The sequence below is a fragment of the Paenibacillus sp. 4624 genome (genome assembly GCF_050435065.1).
In the GTDB taxonomy this organism is placed as follows: Bacteria; Bacillota; Bacilli; order Paenibacillales; family Paenibacillaceae; genus Paenibacillus; species Paenibacillus amylolyticus_D.
Map to the genome: position 1 here is coordinate 279,447 of NZ_JBNDJR010000007.1, position 24,900 is coordinate 304,346.

General features: G+C 45.4%; 18 protein-coding genes. 10 read left to right on the forward strand and 8 right to left on the reverse strand.

From position 1 onward, the window contains the following. Window positions 1-170 precede the first annotated feature (170 nt). Window positions 171-803, reverse strand: a complete 633-nt coding sequence (locus ABIE27_RS17740) for a nitroreductase family protein (protein WP_123063691.1) — start codon at window positions 801-803, stop codon at window positions 171-173. A gap of 137 nt (window positions 804-940) precedes the next feature. On the opposite strand from ABIE27_RS17740, the gene ABIE27_RS17745 reads away from it, so the two are divergent. Further along, window positions 941-1,180 (forward strand): hypothetical protein, encoded by a 240-nt coding sequence (locus ABIE27_RS17745; RefSeq protein WP_123063690.1) that lies wholly within the window; start codon window positions 941-943, stop codon window positions 1,178-1,180. A gap of 209 nt (window positions 1,181-1,389) precedes the next feature. On the opposite strand, the gene ABIE27_RS17750 is transcribed toward ABIE27_RS17745, so the two are convergent. Both ABIE27_RS17750 and ABIE27_RS17755 read right to left on the reverse strand, forming a co-directional pair. Beyond that, on the reverse strand, window positions 1,390-2,166 hold the full coding sequence (locus ABIE27_RS17750; RefSeq protein ID WP_429351106.1) for a M15 family metallopeptidase: 777 nt from the start codon (window positions 2,164-2,166) through the stop codon (window positions 1,390-1,392). Between the two features lie 895 nt (window positions 2,167-3,061). Next, window positions 3,062-3,427, reverse strand: a complete 366-nt coding sequence (locus tag ABIE27_RS17755) for an iron-sulfur cluster biosynthesis family protein (protein ID WP_123063688.1) — start codon at window positions 3,425-3,427, stop codon at window positions 3,062-3,064. 164 nt (window positions 3,428-3,591) lie between these two features. Between ABIE27_RS17755 and ABIE27_RS17760 the strand changes: the two genes are divergently transcribed. Both ABIE27_RS17760 and ABIE27_RS17765 read left to right on the forward strand, forming a co-directional pair. After that, window positions 3,592-4,191, forward strand: a complete 600-nt coding sequence (locus tag ABIE27_RS17760; RefSeq protein WP_123063687.1) for a TetR/AcrR family transcriptional regulator — start codon at window positions 3,592-3,594, stop codon at window positions 4,189-4,191. A gap of 447 nt (window positions 4,192-4,638) precedes the next feature. Further along, window positions 4,639-5,277 carry a DUF1349 domain-containing protein gene (locus ABIE27_RS17765; protein WP_240036716.1) on the forward strand — a complete coding sequence of 213 codons (639 nt, stop codon included), beginning with the start codon at window positions 4,639-4,641 and terminating at the stop codon, window positions 5,275-5,277. Between the two features lie 213 nt (window positions 5,278-5,490). On the opposite strand, the gene ABIE27_RS17770 is transcribed toward ABIE27_RS17765, so the two are convergent. Beyond that, window positions 5,491-5,946: an SET domain-containing protein gene (locus ABIE27_RS17770; RefSeq protein WP_123063686.1), complete on the reverse strand. Its 456-nt coding sequence runs from the start codon at window positions 5,944-5,946 to the stop codon at window positions 5,491-5,493. Between the two features lie 193 nt (window positions 5,947-6,139). On the opposite strand from ABIE27_RS17770, the gene ABIE27_RS17775 reads away from it, so the two are divergent. From ABIE27_RS17775 to ABIE27_RS17795, 5 genes are all read left to right on the forward strand, one after another. Then, the gene (locus ABIE27_RS17775) at window positions 6,140-7,696 is read left to right on the forward strand and encodes an ABC-F family ATP-binding cassette domain-containing protein (RefSeq protein WP_429351107.1); all 1,557 of its coding nucleotides are present in this window, start codon (window positions 6,140-6,142) and stop codon (window positions 7,694-7,696) included. A 404-nt stretch (window positions 7,697-8,100) separates the two neighbouring features. Further along, on the forward strand, window positions 8,101-13,305 hold the full coding sequence (locus ABIE27_RS17780) for a fibronectin type III domain-containing protein (RefSeq protein WP_429351108.1): 5,205 nt from the start codon (window positions 8,101-8,103) through the stop codon (window positions 13,303-13,305). Between the two features lie 330 nt (window positions 13,306-13,635). Then, window positions 13,636-15,462: an assimilatory sulfite reductase (NADPH) flavoprotein subunit gene (locus tag ABIE27_RS17785; RefSeq protein ID WP_123063806.1), complete on the forward strand. Its 1,827-nt coding sequence runs from the start codon at window positions 13,636-13,638 to the stop codon at window positions 15,460-15,462. Between the two features lie 53 nt (window positions 15,463-15,515). After that, window positions 15,516-17,237, forward strand: a complete 1,722-nt coding sequence (gene cysI, locus ABIE27_RS17790; protein ID WP_123063683.1) for an assimilatory sulfite reductase (NADPH) hemoprotein subunit — start codon at window positions 15,516-15,518, stop codon at window positions 17,235-17,237. A 152-nt stretch (window positions 17,238-17,389) separates the two neighbouring features. Continuing rightward, complete coding sequence (locus tag ABIE27_RS17795) at window positions 17,390-18,106, forward strand: YebC/PmpR family DNA-binding transcriptional regulator (RefSeq protein WP_429351109.1); 717 nt, start codon at window positions 17,390-17,392, stop codon at window positions 18,104-18,106. A 179-nt stretch (window positions 18,107-18,285) separates the two neighbouring features. On the opposite strand, the gene ABIE27_RS17800 is transcribed toward ABIE27_RS17795, so the two are convergent. The 4 genes from ABIE27_RS17800 to ABIE27_RS17815 form a co-directional block, all read right to left on the reverse strand. Next, window positions 18,286-18,780, reverse strand: coding sequence for a DMT family transporter (locus ABIE27_RS17800; RefSeq protein ID WP_123063805.1), 495 nt, complete (start codon window positions 18,778-18,780; stop codon window positions 18,286-18,288). Window positions 18,781-18,798: 18 nt separating this feature from the next. Then, window positions 18,799-19,497 carry a Crp/Fnr family transcriptional regulator gene (locus tag ABIE27_RS17805; RefSeq protein WP_429351152.1) on the reverse strand — a complete coding sequence of 233 codons (699 nt, stop codon included), beginning with the start codon at window positions 19,495-19,497 and terminating at the stop codon, window positions 18,799-18,801. Between the two features lie 31 nt (window positions 19,498-19,528). Beyond that, window positions 19,529-19,954, reverse strand: a complete 426-nt coding sequence (locus ABIE27_RS17810; protein WP_123063681.1) for a DMT family transporter — start codon at window positions 19,952-19,954, stop codon at window positions 19,529-19,531. A 279-nt stretch (window positions 19,955-20,233) separates the two neighbouring features. Then, the gene (locus tag ABIE27_RS17815) at window positions 20,234-21,058 is read right to left on the reverse strand and encodes a Nif3-like dinuclear metal center hexameric protein (protein WP_240036715.1); all 825 of its coding nucleotides are present in this window, start codon (window positions 21,056-21,058) and stop codon (window positions 20,234-20,236) included. A gap of 370 nt (window positions 21,059-21,428) precedes the next feature. On the opposite strand from ABIE27_RS17815, the gene ABIE27_RS17820 reads away from it, so the two are divergent. Then, window positions 21,429-22,025: a biliverdin-producing heme oxygenase gene (locus tag ABIE27_RS17820; protein ID WP_429351110.1), complete on the forward strand. Its 597-nt coding sequence runs from the start codon at window positions 21,429-21,431 to the stop codon at window positions 22,023-22,025. Between the two features lie 87 nt (window positions 22,026-22,112). Beyond that, entirely contained in the window at window positions 22,113-24,653 is a 2,541-nt protein-coding gene (locus tag ABIE27_RS17825) for a diguanylate cyclase domain-containing protein (RefSeq protein WP_429351111.1), read from the forward strand. The last annotated feature ends 247 nt before the right edge of the window (window positions 24,654-24,900 follow it).

Below are 24,900 nucleotides of genomic sequence, written 5' to 3' on the forward strand. Positions count from 1 at the left end.
GCGCTCCTCTAAAAGCTTCTGCAAGAAAGCTACATCGGAAGCATACGCTTATCACCGGATTTTCCCCTTTGGAAAAGGGAATCCAAAAAAATCTGGGGATAACAGCGATTAGAAGGTTCTTCTGTCTCGGAGTGGACTGTGTAAAATCTTTAGTTCAACTTATATAATACTTATTCGGCATTCAATTTATTAAAGCTAACATACTCATGAATAGGTTTGCGATATCCGCGCGGCCGCTGTTTGGATTCTGATTTTTTGCCGATGGTAATCATCATTGCAGGTACGTAATGATCCGGAATGCCCAGGCTTTGCTGCAACTCTTCAGCATTAAATCCAATCATCGGGCAAGTGTCCCAGCCACGATCCTGAGCGATCAACATGAATTGCATCGCTGACAGGCTGGCGTTACGGATGGCATCCTCACGTTGGAAAAATCTGCCGCGAGTTTCATAGAATTCAATAACACTCTGTGATTCCTGCTCGTATTGAAACGGTGTGAGTGCGCCCAAGTTGAGAAGTCCTTCGTTGATCGTGCGAATATGATGATGTGCGTTGACATCCCCTAACACGATAATGACCGCAGAAGCTGTTTTCACTTTATATTGTTGCGAAGCCTGATATACTTTCTCTTTTTGAGCTTCATCGGTCAATACAAGATAATGAGTGTGTTGCAGGTTAAATGCGGATGGCGCAAATTTGTTCAAAGCAAACATTTCTTCCAGTTCGGACTCTGAAATTTCAATTCCCTCTTCAAAAATAACAGCAGATCTGCGGTTTTTAATCAATTGATCCAATTCGCTCATGTTGTATACCTCACTTATGTATAGTTTGCTTGCTTATAAAGTGAATATAACATACTTAATTACTTTATGTAAGTATTATTTTTGAATAAGACAAGATGTGCTCGCCATACGCTAGTAGAAAACAGCAGAGGTGAGTCATGAGATCATTCATCCTCAGAATAAAATCAGCTTGGCGGCATCATGAGTTCCAGGTTTATGTCTTTGAATCCTCTGCCCTTAAAAAGTTTGTGGTGGTGGAGATCATACTGGGTTACCTTGTATACAAAACAGCCTTTTATCTGAGCCACAACGATTTACTGGCAGGGGCAAGTTCCTGGGCAGGTACCGAAGGTGTGAAACGGTTGCCTGTCTTGATTCGGCGTATTGCCGGAGTTTGAAAAATGTTGAAGAATTGATCTGTAACCGTATGGGGTACGAGACTGCTCTCAAGAACACTTTCTCAGAATACATGGGTGCAAAGATGCTTTCCTGGAACTACAGCTATCTTGTAATTTATATGGAGAAGGGGCAAGTGTGCCCCTTTCTCCAGGTGTCATTTTGCATATGAACAGATCGATTTAACTAAGCTGCTCGCCCAACCAAGAGCTTATTTTGCACGTTCCAAATATTGCTCCAAAGTTAATTTTTGGCTAGTAACCTCGCCGGCGATATAGACACCAACATAACGGACATGCCAAGGCTCATATGAATATCCGGTCAATTTTTCTTGGTCTTTGCCATAACGGATAATAAAACCGTATTTGTGGGCGTTGGCTTTCAGCCATTTGCCTTCTTTGGTGTTGCCAAAACTTTGCTGCAGATCATAACCTGCCGAAGCGCTGGAAATGTCCATGGCGAGTCCGGTTTGATGTTCGCTCTGTCCTGGACGAGCACTTGTTTTATTGGCAACAGCTTCGCCTTTGATGCTGGCATTACGGTCAAAGATTGCTTTCTGCGTAGAATAAGAGCGGTAGCCGGAAACAGCTTTGATATCGATACCGTCTTTTTTAGCGGCGGCAAACAACTTCTCCATTGCTGATGCTGCGACTTTACGCATCTGTTTCTTCGGACTGGAGCCGGAGAAGCTGAATGGGATGTTAGGAACGACCAGATCTTTCGGCTCGTAAGTGGATGGTAAGTTTCTTTTTTTATTAACAAGCACAACGGTGCTAGAGAGGTTCGTCACGGTAGCAACGCCTTTGCTAGAAGTTGTAATGGTACGGCTTGGCGCATTATCGTGCAGAAATTGAGAGAAACTTGAGCTTGCCGCAGAAGCAACCGGGTTAAATATTTGGTTGATCGGAAGTGTAGTAAACGCTGTGCCTGCAAGCACCGAGCCAACCAGAAGTGTCGATATGATGGATTTGCGAGTAAATGAAGACATGATGGGAATTCCTCCTTGGAATATATTAATCTATAAACCAAGTATACTGGAGGATTATGTCCATAGGTTCTCCAAATGTTTCCGACTTGTAAACAAAGTTTGCAAGAATCTCTTTTTCATTTGGCGATTTGGCGGGAGTAAGAATGTCATCTCCGAGATAAGAGGTTGGCAATCGAAAATAATGGTGGAGTCTAGATTGTAACCGTAGTTTCATGATGTGCACCAGACAAATCGTACATTAGAAAAGTAATGGAAAAGTAGATGAGAGTTCGAATATCGCAGTTGTCAGAGATGGAAGACGCAGGAGCTCGGCTGCTGCAGCACAAAAGATACTGGAAGGAGAAATGTAAACGGTGAGGGAGACAGGTGAAAGTGAGTAAAGACATAAAGAGCGTATAGAGCACAAAGTAAAGAGCATAAAGGGAATAAAAAGGGAGGGCATAAGTTATACATCAGCAAAGTCAAGGCATAAGCAAGTAAAACAATTTAAGCAAGTAACTCCAGGCTTTTATCAAGTAAGTTGTAAAAAATCTAACAATCACCACAGACGCTATTTGCCGCTTTTTACACATTCTAAAATTTTAACGATCACCAGAGAGCTTATTCTGCGAAAACAGCCCGTTTTTCAGCCTCAAAGGCTGTTTTCAAAGCAAATAACATTACTGGTGATCGTTAGATTTTGAATCTATCTATTTTGGGCTAAATAAGGTTCCTCATGATCGTTAGAAGTTGGTCCAAGCATCAGGTGCTCGAGAAAGATGGACAAATCATTTTTGCAGACTCAGTAGCCTTTGAATTGGCAGCGGTTAGATGAGAACACATCCGCAAACAAACGCGCTCTTTTCGAGGCGGATCGCTTTCCTACAAGAGCGGCAATACTCTGCTTACCTGCTGTTTAGGATAGAGTACATGCGTTAACAGCACTTGGTGTACCTACTGCGGCAGCGCGTGCATCACGAAGCCGGAGGTTACTGCTGATTACACCCGAATCACTGCTCAAAGTAAAGGCAGGATAGTTTTCTTGTGCATCCAGTTTCATGCTTGATTCCAGGTTAAGCTGGTGTTTGGGATCCACGTAGAATGGAACAAAGTTGGTTTCAATCTGCTCATCCAGCGTTGCCAGTTCATCAACAATCAGCAGCACGACAACACCGTTACATCCGCAGCCTTCCATATCGTAAAATACTTTGAAATAACCCGGTTGATCATTCAAACTTGCTGTCAAACGCGTTGCTGCCAAATCTGTAATTTGCATATGCATATCGCTTCACTCCTCTATATATTGACATCGTCATAAACGGTTAATGAACATTCAACCTGTAGTGCCATTATACCACTTTGTCGAAATTTAAATCATTCATTTTCTTGACTGATCAGTCTGGAATGTATATGATGAGTTTAACGAAGAGGAGGTGGGAACACCAGTTGGGAAGAGCGAAAGAGTTTGACACAGAACAAGTATTACGAAAAGCGACTTCTGTTTTTGGCGCTTATGGTTATGAAGGGACCTCGTTAACGGTGTTACTTAATGAACTCGGCATTGCCCGGCAAAGCCTCTATGACACTTACGGAACAAAACATGATTTGTTTGTCTCTGCTCTGAAGTTTTACGTGCAGCAGAAAACAGAAGCATCGACGCAACTGTTAGAACAAAGCGGCAGTGTACGTGAGGGTATGCAACAATTGTTTGAAGAGGTGGTGAACGTGTTAGCCGATCCCGATCGGCGCAACGAATGTTTTATCATTAACAGCGCGATAGAACAGGCACCTCAGCAACATGAGATCGCTGCGTTTATACAGGCGAATAACCGCTGGATGGAGAACGTATTTTACACTGCACTTTTACGAGGGTGTAATACGGGAGAGTTACAGTTACAAGAAGAAGAACTGCATCGCATTGCACGGTTTCTTAACTATTCAAGGCTTTCGTTCACGTATACGGCAAAAAGTGGTGCGAGTGAGGAAGAGTTGCGGGACCTTGTGCAGACGACGTTGAAGGTGTTGGATTATAATGTAGTTTTGTAGTGTTTTGATGTTTTTAGCGTAAGATGAGTTGTTGTTCTAGAATTTTATAAATGAACGCGAAAAGCGTTTATTTTTTCGTTGTTTATAGACTGATCAGTCCGAAAAAAGGAGAGGGTTTAAATGACAACAACTTTATCCATCGGGCGCTTGTTCTCAAAACAGATGATAGAGCAGCGTAGATAAGAAATTCTTCGTGGACATTAGATCAATGCATAATCTATTAATACAAGGGATAAGAACATAAGGGAAGCATATAAGATAGATTATAAGGTAGTTTACAAGGTAAACGTACAGGGGATGTCGAATTCGTACACGTATAGACGAAACCTTGAAAAATAGGCTATCGCAAAATTGGAAGTAGGTCATGCAACTGCTATATTCTCCGTACACGTGAGTGATGAGAATATGGGAGTTGCAAGATTCACTTTTGCAAGGATGGGAGAGAGGATGAGAATGGAGATGTCCGCCAACTTTACAAACCTTGAACGAGGAAGCTGGACAACCGAGCCTGTTCATACCCAACATGATGGAGAGCGGTTGATTGTGCAGGCTCAGGAGGGCAGTGATTTTTGGGAAGAGACTTTCTATGGTTTCTGTCACCGAAATGGACATGCCTTGCTTGCGCCGTGGGATGGGGAACAAGCTGTTGAAGTTTCGTTTGATCTAAATTCGTTCACAGAATTATATGATCAGGCGGGATTAATGCTGTGGCATGGAGAACATCAGTGGATTAAAGCCGGGGTTGAGGTCAATGATGGTGTCGTACATGTCGGTGCTGTTGTCACAGATCAATTCTCGGATTGGTCACTGTCACCTGTACCGGAGTGGGGAGGAAGAATTGTTACGATTCGTGCGTCGTATCACCAGGAATCCGTTATCATTCGTGCGCGTACAGATGAGCATCCGTGGCGTACGATTAGGGTGGCAAGATTTGCTTATCCGGCCCACAAGCAGGCAGGACCGTTCCTTTGCTCGCCTAAACGGGCAGGCTTTGAGGTTGCTTTTACAAGATGGACCTATACTGCGCCAGATACAGACTTGCATTCCGATCCACCGATCGATGATGAAACAGGGAATGGTGCATGAATATATCGTAAAGGTGTACAGTGCGTAGCGGATGAGTTGTCGCCAGAACAGGTAATCCCATGGCATAACAAAAAGGAAGCAAGTTTCCTATAGAGGAACTTGCTTTCTTGCTTCTTTCAATGAATACTCAAGCTTAATGAGTAGTCGGGCATGATTCGTTTCATACATACTCTAATGAATCATAATACCGGGATTAGAGAGCAGAACTGCGCATTAATTTTTTTCGGATTCCTGAGCAGGCTCGTTGTCTTGTTCTTCTTTGTCCTGCATTTCGCGCATACGTTCTTCGTAATCGTCCAGGAACCATAGCGGGTCCATATTATCTTCCTCGCCGTTATAGTTAATGAGGATTTCTTCGCCAGCTTTGATGTCTTTATAAGCATAGAAATCAAAGGTGTGATTTTCGAAGTTAATATCATACGTGGCATTAGGCTCGTAGGAATGATTAATCAGACTGCCGTATCCTAACAGGATCGCGGTATGATTGGCACCGTATTCGAAGACGTAATCCTCCAGAATCGTTTTCTCAATATGCTCGTGATCTTCATTCGGATAAGGTACGACGGGGGCCTGATGGATCAGTTGACCTTTTGCAATATCCACTGTAGCAAATACCCCACGGTTAAACTCACCGCCGTCACCCAGCCTGGACTGTTTTACTTCAATCATGACATTCACCTGATGCTCTCGCTGAGAGCTCCGTTCTATATAATGGTTGTAATTCGTTTAAGGCAAAATTTTACCGCATACGCCGGGATAAGGCAAATGGAACATCACATTTTTAAAATAGGGCGTTGAGTTGTGCCGTAGATAACGCTTATAATATACAAAGAATTAAGTCTATATAGAAAAGGTGTCATGAATGAGTATATTAAATGTAGAAAAATTAAGTCACGGTTTTGGTGACCGTGCTATCTTTAACAACGTTTCATTCCGCTTGCTTAAGGGCGAGCACATTGGTCTGATCGGGGCGAATGGAGAAGGTAAATCCACCTTCATGAATATTATTACAGGTAAGCTTCAGCCAGACGAAGGTAAAGTGGAATGGTCCAAACGTATGCGTGTAGGTTATCTCGATCAGCATGCGGTACTCAGCAAAGGGCAATCGATTCGCGATGTGCTGCGCAGCGCATTCCAATACCTGTTTGACATGGAACAGGAAATGAATGAGATGTACGGCAAAATGGGCGACGTTACGCCAGAGGAACTGGAGCAGCTGCTTGAGGATGTAGGTACCATTCAGGATACACTGACAAACCAGGACTTTTACATGATCGATGCCAAAGTCGACGAAACCGCACGTGGTCTGGGCTTGACCGACATCGGTCTGGATAAAGACGTTAATGACCTGAGCGGTGGACAACGGACCAAAGTACTGCTCGCCAAACTGTTGCTGGAAAAACCGGATATTTTGCTCCTCGACGAGCCGACAAACTATCTGGATGAACAGCATATTGAGTGGCTGAAACGTTATTTGCAGGAATATGAGAATGCATTCATTCTCATCTCACATGATATTCCGTTCCTGAACAGCGTAATTAACCTCATTTACCACATGGAAAATCAAGATCTGACGCGTTATGTGGGCGATTACAACCACTTCCAGGAAGTCTACGAGATGAAGAAACAACAGCTGGAGTCGGCGTACAAGCGTCAGCAGCAAGAGATTGCAGACCTGAAAGACTTCGTCGCACGTAACAAAGCCAGCGTTGCCACTCGGAATATGGCGATGTCCAGGCAGAAGAAACTCGACAAAATGGATGTTATCGAGATGGCCAAGGAGAAACCGAAGCCACAATTCAACTTCCGCGATGCGAGAACGTCAGGCAAGCTTATTTTTGAAACGAAAGGCCTGGTTATTGGTTATAACGAACCGTTGTCCAGACCGCTTGATCTGCGTATGGAGCGCGGCCAGAAAATTGCTCTTGTTGGTGCGAACGGGATCGGTAAAACAACCCTGATGCGTAGCATTTTAGGTGAGATTCAGCCTTTGGAAGGGAATGTGCAGCGCGGCGAGAATCTGGAAATCGGATACTTCCAGCAAGAGATGAAAGAAGCCAACTACAATACGTGTATTGAGGAGATTTGGCAGGAGTTTCCTTCCTACACCCAGTTTGAAGTACGTGCCGCACTTGCCAAATGCGGACTGACAACCAAGCACATTGAGAGTAAGGTCGCTGTCCTCAGCGGTGGCGAGAAAGCGAAAGTGCGTCTTTGCAAGCTGATCAATAATGAGACTAATCTGCTTGTACTTGACGAGCCGACGAACCACTTGGATGTGGATGCGAAGGATGAGTTGAAACGTGCGCTTCAAGCGTACAAAGGCAGCATCCTGCTGATTTCACACGAACCTGAATTTTACCGTGACGTCGTGACAGACACATGGAACTGCGAATCCTGGACGACGAAAGTTTTCTAAAAGGCGCGTATTTCACTTGCATAGCGCATGTGGAATACGCGTTTTTTGTCATTTAAGAGAAAGGGTGAAATAGGACCAAAGAATGGTTGACAGCCCTAAAAGCAAACGATATTCTAATTTTAGAAAGCGGTTACAATTTGCGTTTAAGAAACCTGTTTTACGACATGGGCAAAAAAAGAAACGCTTCTCGGTTCTCCGTAACGTGGATGATTGCACCTGCCTGAGTAAACGGGTCTTTTTTTGCTCTTAAATGAAACCGGTTTCATTAATTAGGGAGGTGTGATCAGCGGAGAAGTATGGTCTGTGCTCTGATTGACTGATTCATGTGTACTAGAAGTTTAATCACTACGCTGGATGTGTAAGGAACCTGCTTATATTTTCAGACGCAAAGGAGCGAATCGAGATTGGATAAACTGAGAAAACCGGTTGCAATCCTGTTATCCGCTGCACTGATGTTCTCTTCAGGACCATTAATGTACCCGAACAAGGTTCTTGCAGATGGAGCTCTTATTCCCGGATTGTGGATTCAAGACGATTTTTCCGATGGAGATTATACCGTTTCACCTGAATGGCATGTGATCTCAGGCCAGTGGCAAGTGACATCAGATCCAGCGGACGCGTCCAACCAGGTTCTTTTTCAAAATGGAACCGATGAAGGTTTTATCACAACGGGGGAGTCCATTCCGGATAAGACAGTGTCAATGCGTTTTTATACAGGAGCGGGTGAGGGATTTCCCGGAATTTTACCGCGGTTTCAAGACAAGAGCAACTATTACTACTTCCAAATGCAGATGCCCGGCAACAAACTCGTTTTCAGCAAAAGAGTAAATGGCGCAGATACTACGCTAAAATCGGTGGACTACACATTTAACAAAAATACATGGTATACGCTTAAAGTGGCGGTATCGGGGACCTCGATCCGCGGTTATATCACCGAAAATGGGATGGACCGATTGGTTTTTGATCTGATGGATACATCTATTGCAACCGGTACAGTTGGCATTCGAAATAAGTGGCAGACCGTACATATTGATGATGTAATGATCGCGGAACCGCCTCAAGTGAATGAAGCTGTGCTTGCAAAGGATGGAGAGACGGCATCTTCGATTTCCTTGCATTGGCCGGAGATTGAAGGGGCGACAGGGTACCGTCTGTACCGCTCGAATATGCTGGAAGGCGGTTACGCTTATGTAAGTAAGACATCATCAACAAGTTATGTGGATGAAGGACTAAGCTCGGATACAGCCTATTATTACAGACTTGCGTATGACTACGGGGCATTAACCGAGTCACAGTGGTCTGCTCCGCTTGAAGCCAAAACGGCTGCCGAGGCTCCGCAACCACCGGGTGATCTGAAGGCGACAGCAATGACAGCGACAAGTGTCAAATTGACCTGGAATGCAGTAAATAAGGCAAGTGGTTATCGTGTCGTTCGCGCCGAGCAAGGAACAGAAGTATATGAACAGGTATACGACGGCAACCATTTGTCGTTTACGGATCAGGCACTTGAGCCTGGAAAGAGCTACAGCTATCGGGTGACGGCGTACAATGCTGCGGGTGAATCGACATTTAGTACAGCGGAAGCGCAGACGTACACGGTAGATTCTCCTTCAGGATTTGGTGTTACTGCTACAACGGATACATCCATTTCTTTAGGGTGGGATGCACTGCCCGGAGCAGAAGTCTCCTACACGGTGTCGAAGGCGACAAGCGCTTCAGGGACGTATCAGCAAGTCTACTCAGGGAAGGCGACTTCGTTAGACGACACAGGTTTGACGATGGGCACGGGTTACTTTTATACGATTCAGGCCAAAGTGGACGGAATGGACACTCCTGTATCTGCACCGCTTGGAGTATCCACGGTGCGCACAAGTATTACGCCAGGACAATTGTGGCCGGATCAAAACGGCAAACCGATTGATGCTCATGGCGCAGGTTTCTTTTACGATGAAAAAACAGAAAAATATTACTGGTATGGCGAATATCATACGGGCGGTTGGCCTGCTGCAGGGGTGCGTGCCTATTCTTCCAAAGACCTGATGAACTGGACAGACGAAGGCATGGCACTGACGATGCTTCAGTCGATGGACGATTTTGACACAAACCCGTTAATTAAGGAACTCTATGCGGGTCGCGAGGATCGTGTGGACATCTGGGCAGATATTCGCAAAGGACGGATTATCGAACGGCCAAAAGTCATTTACAATGATAAAACGAAAAAATATGTCATGTGGGCCCACATGGATGGAGACAAGGACCCTTACAACAATAATGCCAATTATGGTAAAGCGAAGGCCGGTTATGCAATAAGTGACTCACCTGCTGGACCTTTTATATATCAGAAGAGCTACCGTATGGACATGGCTCCTGAGGGCGAGAAGGACTATTTCCCAAGTGACAGAGGTATGGCCCGTGACATGACACTATTTAAGGATGATGACGGCACGGGTTACCTAATTTACTCCAGCGAAGAAAATCTGACTTTATACATTTCAAAGCTCACCGAGGATTACAGTGACGTCACGGGCTGGCATAAGCAAGGTCTTAAGGATGATAAAGGCAATCCTGTTCGCGATAGCGTGTATCAGGCGGAATACGGCGTAGACTATGTTCGGGTATTCCCTGGTGGACAACGTGAAGCACCGGCTATGTTCAAGTATCAGGGCAAATATTATATTTTAACATCAGGTGCAACAGGCTGGGCTCCTAACGAGAACAAAGTTACGGTCGCGGATCATATCTTCGGACCTTGGTCGGCGATGACAAATCCGTTTGTTCGCACACTGCCAAGTGATCCAGATCCCGGGAAGGCGTTTGGCACACAGACAACTTCGGTCATCCCGGTTGATCCGGAAAAAGGCAAATTTATTTACGTGGGAGATACTTGGAATGGAGGCAATTTCGCCAATGATGCAGCCAAATACGTGTTTTTGCCGATTGAATTCGGTATAGGCTCAGACATTGCGATCAAGTGGTATAACAGCTGGACACCTGATCTGTTAAATTCCATGGGTAAGGTGGAAATTGCAGATAAACTGCCAGAAGTGGTGAAACTTGGGGAAGTTCCTGTCCTGCCTTCCACCGTAAAGGTGCGTGATGGAAATCATCTCGTGTCAACGCCAGCCGTCTGGACAATTGATCATCGCGCGATGACAGCGGAGGATTTTGCCAAGCCTGGCCCGCTCACGCTCCAGATCACAACACCTGAGTATAACAACAAAACACAGGCGGTTCGCGTGTTTGTTATTCCCGAAAATACACTATACTTTGTGAACAGCGGTGGTTATGATACGGCAGATTACAAGCTGATGAGTAGTTATATGAAAGATACCCTCATGCATCCGGGAATTGTGGATCAGATGTATGCTCCGGCTGAAGGTCAATCCTGGGGATATGTTAGTGCCGATGCGCTGCCTTCCGGATCAAGCGGCGGTGATATATTCTCAACCGTACGTTACCTGAATGGTGGCAATGTCAGCAATTCTCCGAAAGGCAAAGATTTGACGTATAGCTTTGAGGTAGCCAACGGTAAATATGATGTGTATGCAGGATTCAATGACCCGTGGACGAATACTTCACGCCGGGCGGATTTTATTGTTAACGGTACAAACACCGGGGCGGTTGCCTATATACCTGCAAGTGTTCGTGCTCACCAGGGCATTGAGGTATCTAATGGTAAACTGGATGTCACGATACGCAATACGGCATCCCAGGACCCGCTAATCAGCTGGATTATGATTGTAAAACCTGAACCAACGTCTCCTGTATATGGAACCGGGGGCCTGCATTCGGTTTCTGCCACGAATGCAAGTGTAACGCTTGAGTGGGATACATTATCCGGAGCGTCAACTTATAGGCTTTATCGTTCGAATCAAGATCAAGGAACTTACGAGAGAATCTATTCCGGCGCACTTCCAGAGTATACGGATTCTGGGCTGAACGAAGACACGGTTTACTATTATAAAGTCGAGGCATTGGACGATTCAGGCCAATCCCTCAAAGGATTGTCTGATCCTTATCAAGTCACAACAACCCGGCGGACGGCTGCCGACGTAGCTTCAGGTATTACAACGCTTGAACAGCCAACGACAGCTTCTACAAAAATGAAACTGCCTTTGCTGCCTCAAGGGTTTACAGCTTCTATTCACTCAAGTACAGCTCCGTCTATAATCAAGCTGGACGGAACAATTATTTTACCAGCCCGTGAAACGACGGTCTGGATTGAACTTGAAATCACACGCGCATCCGATGGGAGCAAAGCCACAACGTCCCCTTTGGTCGTTGACGTACCTGCACGTACAACGTCTCCAGGCGGTAATGATGGGAATACTTCGAATCCGGGCAGCAACGGTGGTCAGGTTGGCAATAACAATAACACCTCAGGCACAGGACAATCCCAGTCGTCAACTCTACCTGTTATAGAAAAGGAGCGTGCTGTTCTTGAATTACAGGCCTTATTGGCTCCAGAAGGAAATGCACATTCTAAAGTCGATGCTTCTGCAATTGAAGCTGCGCTCAAAGCCGCACCTCTTACAGGAGCAGGTCAACGACTGGTTGAATTTCGGTTGAAGTCTGTTCCAGAAGCGACGGCATATGAGCTGGCACTGCCAGTGTCATCCCTGTTGAAGCAGAAGCCATCCGATGTTTTCCGTATCGTGTCTGCGTTTGCAACGGTGGAGTTGCCTGCTAATTTGCTGGCTAAAGAGGGAACCAGAGAGGGTATGGCAACTATTCGATTGATCCGCACACCGCTTCCGCAAGGGATAACGGATCGTTTGGGAGCAGTGCATGGTGTAAAGCTCGAATTTAGCCTTAATCATCAGACCTTCATGCCTGATAGCGGGATTTCAATGGAGTTACCGTACACCTCATCAAAAGATACCGTGGCCGACAACGTTGTTGCAGTGCAAATCGGGTCAAGCGGAGTAATAACTCCGCTTCCACAGAGTTATTACGATCCGGGACGCGGTGAGCTTGTATTTTCTGCAAAATCTTTATCATTGACCGGTGCATATGCTGCCCTATCTATGGAAGAGAACTTTTCGGATCTAGCCGGAGCGCCATGGGCACAAAAAGCGATGGAGGCACTTGCTGTTCGGGGCGTGGTAGATGCAACAGGTAGTGAGGACAGCAGACAGCTACATCCCAAACAGGAGATGACACGCGGGCAATATGTACAGTGGCTGGTAGCTTCGCTTGGTCTAAACGGGAGTTCTACTGAACCATTCAAGGATGTGAATGAACAATCTTCTTATTATAAGGCTGTTAACATAGCGCGATCACTCGGTATTACGGATGGGGCTGGAGATGGACGTTTCATGCCAGAGTCCACAATTACTCGTCAGGAGATGATGACCTTAACAGTAAGGGCGCTCGCTGCGGGTGGACTCATTGATGATGGAGCACAGAATTCTTCCGCAGCTGATCTTGCTCGTTTCCGGGATGCAGGCAAAATCAACGCGTATGCAAGAGAGAGTGTAGCTTCGCTTGTGAACCTGGGCATCGTGGGTGGTTACAACGGTGAAATAAAACCTTCGGCTGAAGCCAACCGGGCCGAATCTGCTGCACTAATCTATGCAATGATGAGCAAGCTGGTTTGGAAAAAGTGATGAATCATTCCTCTGTCACTTTCATATGAAAGCGGTTTGTTCTTCCTCCATTCATTTTAGTTTCTGGTGTATCTTATAAAAGACATTAAAGCTTGTTTTAACCTGAAGTCGGGTTAAAGCAAGCTTTTTTGCCGTTCATTGTCGATTGTTGCTGACGAAGTGCAAACCGAAGATTCGCACGTTTTGTTCCTTTATCAGGGAAACTGATAAATGGTATAAAATCATTGAAATTGACCCTAATCCCCCGGTGTGTTAGGTTCTAGAGAGAAGAAATTAATATGATCATTTTAGTAGGAATTAAAATCGAAGTAATGCGTGAGGTGGCAGATGGTGGAACTTCAAGTGACAAATAGTCCTTTTAATCAAGAGCAGGTAGAATTGCTCAATCGACTTATTCCTACATTAACGGACGGACAACGACTCTGGCTTGGTGGGTATATTGCAGCGTTTCAAGCAGGTGTGGTAACACCACAGACAGATCTGATTGGGCAGTCTGCGGTAGCAGCGCCAGTCAGTGCTCCGGCCGTTTCCCGCGAAGTTACAGTGCTGTACGGTTCCCAGACAGGAAATTCAATCGGACTGTCGAAAAAACTCGGAAAGAAGTTGGAAGAGCAAGGACTGCAAGTGACCTTGTCATCCATGGGGGATTTCAAACCGAACGGATTGAAAAAAATTGAGAATCTTCTCATTGTGGTCAGCACACATGGGGAAGGCGAACCGCCGGATAATGCGATTCCGTTTCATGAGTTCTTGAATAGCAAACGTGCTCCAAAGCTGGATGGACTTCGTTATTCAGTGCTGGCGCTCGGCGATACCTCTTATGAGTTCTTCTGTCAAACTGGTAAGGATTTTGATAAACGACTACAGGAACTGGGCGCCACAGCTTTGGTTCCACGAGTAGACTGTGATGTTGATTTTGATGAGCCAGCTGCATCGTGGATGAATGATGTACTTGCTTCGCTTAGCAGTACAACAGCTACTGCGGGTGCGGTAACCACTGAAGCAATCACAGCCGCGGTAAGCGGTGGAGAATCGGAATATAATCGTACAAACCCGTTCAAGGCAGAGGTGCTGGAAAATCTCAACTTGAATGGTCGAGGATCAGATCGTGAGACACGTCATATTGAGCTGTCTTTGGAAGGTTCCAATCTGGACTATGAGCCGGGCGACAGCCTGGGTGTGTTCCCTGAGAATCATCCGCGCCTCGTGGATGAATTGATTGCAGCTATGGGGTGGAACGCGGACGAGCGTGTTACAGTGAACAAAAGCGGCGATCAGGTATCGGTATACGAAGCACTGCTGCGTCATTACGAAATTACAGCAGTAACCAAACCGGTGGCAGAACAACTCGCCAAGTTGAGTCCAGGAAACGAATTAACAGCATTGCTTGCCAACGATTCCGAATTCCGTAACGTTATGAACAGCTGCGATCTGCTTGATGTGGTTCAGGATTATGCATTGAAGGGCATTCCAGCCGCACAGTTTCTAGCCGTTCTCCGGAAAATTCCGGCACGTCTGTACTCCATTGCGAGTAGCTCCAAGTCTTTCCCGGAGGAGGTTCATCTGACGGTTCGGACTGTGCGTTATGAAGCGCGTGGCAGACAACGTTATGGTGTATGCTCGGTGCATCTCGCTGAACGAATCGAAGCTGGTGACACCTTGCCAGTATATATTCAGCATAATCCCAACTTCAAATTACCCGAAAATCCGGATACACCAATCATTATGGTTGGACCTGGAACAGGGGTAGCCCCATTCCGATCTTTCCTTGGCGAAAGAGAAGAAACGGGTGCAGAAGGAAAAACATGGCTCTTCTACGGGGACCAGCACTTTGCTACAGACTTCCTTTACCAAACGGAGTGGCAACGCTGGCTCAAAGATGGCGTTCTGACGAAGATGGATGTTGCTTTCTCTCGTGATACGGAACAAAAAGTATATGTACAGCATCGCATGCTGGAACATAGCAAGGAATTGTACCAATGGCTTCAGGAAGGGGCAAGCGTGTATATCTGCGGCGATGAGAAAAAAATGGCTCATGATGTGCATGCGGCGCTGATTACCATTCTACAGCAGGAGGGCGGCTTGTCGCCTGAGCAGGCTGCGGATTACATGACACGGTTGCAACAGGAGAAACGTTATCAGCGGGATGTGTATTAATCCAAGGCTAAGCCGGAAGGTTATATTCCGCAGAAACGAGAGGAGAAAGCGGCATGGCTTATAATAACTTACTTAATCCGCAGCGTACCAACAGCGATGTGGAAGATATAAAGATCAAGAGCAATTACTTGCGTGGAAGTCTCACGGAGACACTGGCCGATCGCATTACTGGCTCAATTCCCGAAGATGATAACCGTCTGATGAAACATCATGGCAGTTACATGCAGGATGACCGTGACCTGCGTAATGAGCGCAATAAATCCAAGCTGGAGCCTGCATATCAGTTCATGCTACGTGTGCGTGCTTCCGGGGGAATCGTAACGCCGGAGCAGTGGTTGATGATGGATCGTGTTGCCCATAAATATGCAAATCAGACGATCCGCCTGACAACCCGCCAATCGTTTCAGCTACACGGGGTGTTGAAATGGGATCTCAAAAATACGATTCGAGAGGTCAACGACTCTTTGCTCAGTACACTCGCTGCATGTGGAGACGTTAACCGTAACGTGATGTGCAACCCGAATCCGAATCAGTCTGAAATTCATGCTGAAGTGTATGAATGGGCTTGTCAGGTGAGTAATCATCTGGACCCGCGTACTCGCGCATATCATGAACTGTGGCTCGATGGGGAGAAAGTCATTGACTCCCAGGATTCGGACGAAGAGGTTGAACCGATTTACGGCAAGGTGTACTTGCCGCGTAAGTTCAAAATTGGTATCGCGGTACCGCCATCCAATGATGTGGATGTATTTTCACAAGATCTTGGTTTTATTGCCATTGTAGAGAACGGCAAGCTGCAAGGATTCAACGTATCTGTTGGTGGAGGAATGGGCATGTCTCACGGAGATCCGAAGACATATCCTCAAGTATCCAAAGTCATTGGTTTCTGTACACCAGAGCAGATGATTGATGTTGCAGAGAAAACGGTCATGATTCAGCGTGACTACGGGGATCGTGCGGTTCGTAAACATGCGCGTTTCAAATATACAATCGATGACCACGGTCTGGAGTGGTTTGTTGGTGAGTTAACGAGCCGTCTTGGCTGGAGTCTGGAAGCGGCACGTGCATACCATTTTGACCATAATGGAGATCGTTATGGCTGGGTGAAGGGCAGTAATGGCAAGTGGCATTACACGTTGTTCATTCAGAATGGACGGGTAAAAGATGTAGAAGGCTATCCGCTCATGACGGGTTTGCGTGAAATTGCCAAAATACACACCGGGGATTTCCGTCTGACGGCGAACCAAAACCTGATTATTGGCAACATCAGCAGCCAGAAAAAGAAAAAGATTGAAGCATTAATGCAACAATACAATCTGACCGATGGAGCTCACTATTCAGCACTTCGCAGAAGTTCTATGGCTTGTGTTGCACTCCCGACCTGTGGTCTTGCCATGGCTGAGTCGGAGCGTTATCTACCATCCTTGATTGACAAACTGGAGCCTGTACTGGATGAAGCGGGTTTGAGGGATGAAGAGATTGTCATTCGTATGACAGGTTGCCCGAATGGATGTGCTAGACCGATGCTGGCAGAGATTGCTTTTATCGGAAAGGCACCAGGCAAGTACAATTTCTATCTCGGTGGTAGCTTTACAGGTCATCGTCTGAACAAATTGTATCGCGAAAACATCGGTGAAAATGAGATTCTGGAGATACTGACACCGATGATTAATCAATATGCAAAAGAGCGCAACGAAGGTGAGCATTTCGGAGATTTCGTGATTCGTGCGGGGTATGTCCCTGAAGTGTTGGACGGAAGACAGTTCCACGCGTAACTTGCTGCTTATTCAAAAAGCATTCCTTACGGAGTGCTTTTTGTTTCTTAGATGCAGAATCGTTTGGTGAGATGAACTTGTTGAACCAAGCGCAACACGATATAATGACAAAGTAGAAAGCAGATTACATGTTGAAAGTGAGCGGAAACGATATGGGTCGTAAGTGGAATAATATTAAGGAAAAGAAAGCGTCAAAAGACGCAAACACAAGCCGGGTCTACGCGAAATTCGGCGTTGAAATCTATGTAGCGGCGAAGAAGGGCGAACCGGACCCAGAAGCGAACCGGGCACTGAAGGTCGTTCTGGAGCGTGCCAAAACGTATAATGTACCTAAAGCAATCATAGACCGTGCGATGGAAAAAGCAAAAGGTAGCGGCGATGAGAACTATGAAGAGTTGCGTTACGAAGGCTTCGGGCCAAACGGTGCGATGGTCATCGTGGATGCGCTCACGAATAACGTAAACCGTACAGCACCTGAAGTGCGTTCTGCGTTTAACAAAAATGGGGGCAACATGGGTGTGAGTGGTTCCGTTGCTTACATGTTTGATCCTACAGTAGTCATCGGCGTTGAAGGTAAAAATGCTGAGGAAGTGCTGGAAATCATGTTGGAAGCAGATGTAGATGTGCGTGATATCGTGGATGAAGATGAAGCGGTTATCGTATACGCTGAACCAGACCAATTCCACGCCGTACAAGAAGCATTCAAAGCTGCGGGTGTGAACGAGTTCACCGTAGCCGAGCTGACGATGCTTGCGCAAAACCACATTGAATTGCCTGCGGATGCCCAAGTTCAATTCGAGAAGCTGATTGATGCGCTTGAAGATTTGGAAGATGTTCAACAGGTGTATCACAATGTGGAGTTTGTGTAAGCGAGCAAGGGATTAACTCAGTCTGATAGTTTTTGATTTATTCATATCGGGATTTCCCAGAGCAATCTACTTAACTTACTTACGTATGATCAAAATTTAAGTATGTTCTAAAATGTACGAATTAAAAAAGAGTGTCTATCCAATCCATTCCGATTGGGAGACACTCTTTTTGGCTATGTCTAAGATTTACTCGGCAAAGTGTGGGCTTGCTTATCCGATGAATCGGATGTTTCTTTTTTCAGTCCGCCAAACTTGAATAGTATAATGCCACCTACAATGACGAGGACTCCGAGGAGTTGGTTCCATGAGAACGGAATTTGCTCCAGACCAAGCCAACCCATAGAATCAAATAGTAAAGCGAAGCTTAACTGAGAGGTTAATACGATGGAGATTGCATAAGTTGGGCCGAGCAGCTTCATGCCTTGAACGAGACAGAAAACGACACCTACACCAATCGCACCACTCAGCCAGTACCACGACTGCATATGCTGAAAGCTAAATGTATTTTTACCTTCAACGAGGAGGGAGATTACAAAAGAAGCGATAAATCCGGTAAATAACACCATCGTAGTTGTTGACCATGAACCGGTGCGTTCATTGACTTTACTGTTAAATATCGTTTGCAGGCTTACCAGTGAACCGGCCAGCAGCGCAAGTAAAATACCTGTAATGATCATGCGTGTCCTAACTCCTTATTCATAAATGTTGTGTCCCGCAATGTGCCGAAGGCCTGCACGATTTTTAATGCGGATTAATCCTTGATCCCGTTGAATGTAACCGTCAGCACATAGCTTCTGAATCACCCGATTCAAATGGCGATAGCTGGTGCCGATCAGGTTGGCAATGTCGGTCAGATTAAATGCGTCGAGTTCCTCATGCATTACGGTTCCGCCTTCATCCGTCGAGATGGATAACAGATAACTGGCTAAACGAACATCCACCGGATACATCAGATTAAAGTTCGAAAAGTTCGAATCAATGTAAAACTTGTGTGAGATGATTTTTAGTAGAAATTGCAGTAATGGTGCGTAATCACTGGCAAGCTCAGTGAGCCAGCGGTAATGAATACGTAGCATCACAACAGGGGACACCGCCTGAACGGTGTTCACGATGTTACTCTCACGCACATATTCGATGTCTCCCACCACTTCAAGCGGTGTTTTGAAACAGAGCACGAGTGTTTTGTCTTGTGGAGAGGTAGTGAAAATTTTAATTTTTCCTTCTACCAAGACATATAAGTATTCGGAAGCTTCGCCTTCGCGGCAGATCAGCTCACATTTTTCGAATTGACATAGGGTCATATGAGGACGCAGGTGTTCGTGAAAAACCGCCTCCAATTGATACTGTTTCAAATGGTCTATGATTTGCTGCGATTCATGAATCTCTTCCATGGTTCTCACCTCTGCGTTAATTGTGTTGAAACTACAGCTTCATAATGATGACACCGGCGATCATTAGAGCAATACCTAGGAATTGCGGCAGTTTCATTTTTTGTTTGAGCACGCCGAACCATCCATTGCTGTCGATCAAAAAGGTTAGAAACAATTGGGCAATCAACAAAGCCGAGATCGTAAAAGTCACGCCAATTTGCTGAATCGCAGAGACTTCACTGAAAATAATAACTGCACCAAATGCGCCTCCGGCAAGATACATCGGTTTAACTTGTTTAATCCCCTGAAGATTGGCGTCTCGCACAAACATCAGGATGATCGCCGCGAGTATAAATCCCGTTAACTGGGTGATCGTGGCGGCCTGCCATGTCCCCATATCGGTGCTGATTCTGGTGTTAGCAACCCCTTGCAGCGTAATACAGGCTCCGCCCAGCAGGGCAAAAATAATTCCTCTCATCTTTCTTCGTACACTCCTTCAATGCATGACTTCGACTTCTATTAAATGATAAATGCCTCCAAATAGCCAAGGACAAATGTCCTGAGTCTGGAATGAATAGCATCTAGCGTACACTAAAGCTTTAGGATATTCCAGAAAAGCAAGGAAAGAGGTAGCAAAAGAAGGAAGGAGTAAGGAAGTGGACTAACGATCAGCAAAAGCACTATTTCACCAAACGAGTTCAAAACGCTGGATACGCGGCAAAATCACGCAAATAGGGTCCTCCAACACAGCCTAACGTTAAAACACCTTAAATACAGGCTGTTCCTTCACAAAAGTAACTTTGATCTCTGGAAAACACTCATTCAGTCTGTCCGCTAAAAGTTTCATTCCTGGTGCCTCACTTTCGGCATGTCCAACCATGATGAGTGCTTTGGATTTACCTTGTTGCGCAGCATCACGAATATACTCAGGCGTTTCCCATTCAAATCCTTCCCCTGCGATAATCAGGTCAACCTGTTCATTCCGAAAAAGAGGTATCGTAACATGTCCATTTCCACGAAATCCAACCAGAACGGCAACGTGTCTGCAAACGATTTCAGAATTACCCGCAATGCGAACATAGTCAATACTTAGCCGTTCCTTTAATTGTCGAGCAACTTCCTGAACGGTCATTCCTTCTGGAAATGCAACGATATCTGACTCTGCCGTTCGCCCGCTCAGATATGTAGTCCAGCCGAGCTGCTGGATGAGTCCATCTGTAATACCATCTGGCTCGAAGCGGTGAATAACATCATGGCAACGAAAAAGAGCAATGCCTGCTTGGTTGATCAAGTTTCTTTTATCTGCATAAACGGAATCGTTCTCAAGCCAATCGGTCGCACTGTGATGATTATAAAATGGGGATTCATGGGCAATAATCAGATTAGCTCCGCCCTGAATAGCCTGTTCAATGACATGTTGTGTAGGCATAAAAGTAACCACGATTCCTGTTACAAACTGATCTAGTGAACCTGTGATCAACTGATCAACCGTATTCTCTGGAAGTGTAATCCCCTCCGTGAGGTGGAGTATAATCTCTTGTACCGTGAAATTTTTTTGTTCTGTCATATCTTTAATTTCCATTAGCTTCATTCCTCCAAAATAAGGATATAGTGTTTAGTGTATCATCTTTATAGTTAAAAACCAGCTATACATACGATACTTCATTGCCCTGAAAATAAATGGTTTCCAGAGAGAATTTACAGTACTCTAGTAATGCTCAATTCATACTTGACCAGTGCTGACAGCACATCATGTAACTCAAAAGTTATCCTAACAACGTTAGTGGAAAACCAGCGCGCAAGCCAAGTGAATTCATGTAGTTTTCTTATACGAGAGAACGTATACTTACATAGAGTCTTTTTTGAATTGGGTAAAATTTACTATATTCGCAATGGATTCTTACGCCATTCATAGCCTAGATTTACATCACTATACGAAAGGGGATAACGACATGACGGCAGTTAGCATTATGGAACGTCTGAAGAGTGAGACGGCACATTATCATAGACAAGTAGAACAGAACCCCTATGCGAAAGGAATTATGGATTCGACCATAACGATTGAACAATATAGAGCGTATTTGGAGAAATTCTACGGATTCCTGAAACCACTGGAGGATCAAGCGATTAAGCAGTCTTTTTGGGCAGAAACAGGACTGGATATCGATGTAAGAGGCAAGGCTGGTTTATTAGAGCAAGATCTAAGGGATCTTGGCTTAAACGAGGAGCAGATCAAGCAAATTCCACAATGTAACGACAATGATGTACCCGACATTTCTACACCTGCAAGACTGTTCGGATATCTCTATGTCATTGAAGGCTCCACCAACGGTGGCCAGATTATGACCAAACGTTTGTCACAATTTTTGCCTATAGAAGCGGACCGTGGACTGCAATATTTCAACGCATACGGCACGCAGACACGCACGAGATGGAGCGAGTTCATGCAGTTGTTACAGCAATCGATTCAGACATCCGAGGATGAAGATATCGTTGTGTATACAGCCTCGGAGACATTCCGGCTACTGGATCAGTGGGTTAACACGTAAGAACTACGCCCGAAACACCCCATTAGCTACCCGACGTAAGTTCTGTTTTAAAGAAACAACACATGCTGAGAGGGGATATTTAAGTTCATGGCTGAACCTAGGTCGAGGCAAGAAATGAGTCTGCTTAACCGCACCTTACTCCCGCAAGGGACTTATACCAAGGATCCGATCGACCTAAATAATTGCGATAAGGAGCCTATTCATATTCCCGGCTTTATCCAGCCACATGGTGTACTTCTGGCTATCGATTCCAGGGGTACAGCAACCATCGTGCAGTCTAGCCAAAATACACATGACCATCTGGGCATCCATTACTCGGATATTTTAGGCATGCCTTTAAGCGACTTGATCGCTGAAGAAGATGTAAACAAGCTCCTGAACAACCGCTCAAGCGCAGCTGTGACGTCAGACTTGCATTATATGGATTTGATAATAGATGTATCAGGGGAAGAGAAGGTTTTTTCATCGGTCCTGCATGAGAGCGAAGGTCTGTTGATTCTTGAACTCGAGCCTTATTATGAAAAAGAAAACATCGAATCGAACGATTTTGAATGGATATCCCGTTTCTTCGGAAGAATCAAAAGCACGGACAGCCGCGTGGAGGCGAGTCAGATTGCGGCTGAACAGCTCAAAGAAATGCTTGGATATGACAGAGTCATGATCTACGAATTTGACGAGCAATGGAATGGTAAAGTGATTGCGGAAGCAAGCGAACCGGAACTCGAACCTTTTCTAGGGCATCACTATCCAGCCTCAGACATTCCCAAGCAAGCAAGGGAGCTGTATCTTCGTAACTGGCTACGTACCATTGTCAATGTGAATTACACGCCTGTTGAAATCGTACCTACGTTGCAGCCCCTTACGGGAAAATCTTTGAACTTAAGTTTATCTGTTTTGCGGAGTGTATCTCCGCTTCATATTGAATATTTGCAAAACATGGGCGTGGGTGCTACCGTGACCATTTCACTCATCCATGATAATCAACTCTGGGGACTTATTACGTGTCATCATTATTCTGCAAGATACGTCCCGCATCGTGTTCGTACTCTGTGTAACTTCCTGGGAGCCTTTTTCTCCAATGAGTTGTTCCAGCGTCAGCAGCTGGATGATTATCAGGCAGAGATTAAGTCCCGTGAGGCTGCTACGAGGATCGTTAACATTTTTATCGGCAATACAAGCCCGGCGCGTGTGGTGGAAGAGCTGCAAGGAGAGCAGGAAACCATTCTTCGGTTAATGAATGCATCCGGTGCGGCAATATGTTACCAGGACAAGCTACTGTTATTTGGTGAGACTCCGACAATTGGGCAAATTCGTGAACTGGCAGGATGGCTGGCTGGACAGGCAGAGGATCACAGCTATAACACGTCGAAGCTGAGTCTGGAATACGAGACAGCCAAACGATATCAAGATGTAGCCTCAGGGGTTATTTATGTTGCCATCTCACCGGGTCACCATAACTATATGTTATGGTTCCGTCCCGAGGTGGTTCAGGTGGTAGAATGGGCTGGTGATCCGGCAAAAGCCGTGCTGAAGACGGATGATGGTGTACGTTTGTCTCCGCGTAAATCGTTTGAAAAATGGAGGGAAGTTGTGCAATCGACCTCGTATCCATGGACAACGAGAGAGCTGAGCATATTACCTTTGCTAAAGTCTATTGTACGTCGCCAGACGGAAAATCAGCTGGCTCAAGCCGAGGAGCACGCCTTTCAGAATGCGCGTATTCTGAAGCGAAACGAGCAACGTTACTTACAATTGATGGACTTCTCGCCCGTTGCCTTTTTCACACTTACCGAAGGGCGGATTATTTACTGTAACATGATGGCTGCCGAACTGTTTGGATATGAAAATGCAGGCAGTCTAATCGGGAAGAGTTTCAACGATTTTTTGCCCGATAATACACGGGATATATTACGGCAAGACTTTGAAAAATTACAGCTCGATATCACAAGTTTGATGAACAATCAGTTATATTTTACAACAGCTTCTGGTATGTCTTTGCTCTTTGAGATTACAATGGCCTCCGTCGTTCATGCTGGCAAACCTTCAGTCATGTTGTTGCTTCGCAGCAGAACATCACAACAGGAGCAGGATGATTATAGCGAAACAACAAACCGATTGCGCAATTACCTGACCACCGATCCGTTAACCGATATGCCGGTTCAAACGGTGTTCAAGCAGCAACTTGAAGGGGATTGGGATGATTGCTTGCAGGAAAACTGCAGTCTGGGGCTGTTGATCATTGATATTGATGATTTCCGCTCTTACAATACTGCGTATGGCTTGCAAGGCGGCGACCTGTGTCTACAGTGGATCGGCGAGGTGCTAACGGTGGTTAGTGAACAGCATAACGCTCTCATTTCTCGCCAGCGCGGAGGTACATTTATGCTGAAATTAAAAGACACAACGTCGGCATATTTATCTGAACTGGCTGAGGAGATCAGGCAACATGTGCTGGCTCTGCAAATCCAGCGAGAGCTCACGGGTCAGAGTGGTGTGGTTACGGTCAGCGTTGGCGGGGCGGTTCTGCTTCCTGATGAACACACTATGGCAAGCGATTTAATCGAGCTGGCTACTCAAGCTCTGTCCCAAGCCAAGGATGAAGGCAAAAATCGTACGCGAGTTGTGTGATGAAACAGAGATAGTGACCCAAGACAAGTCAGGGAGCTAGAAGTAAAGAAATGAGCAGTCTATCGAAACGATGGGGTGCTCTTTTTTTATTCGAACTGCAAAAGTTGGCAGAATCACGAATCTAATAAATTTTTTTGTCACTTGCTATGTAAAGTATGATCGTATATAATCTAGAAAATGACAATATAATCCATTAAAATCCAATTAAATGGATTATACTATCTATATATTACATTTGATGAACAAT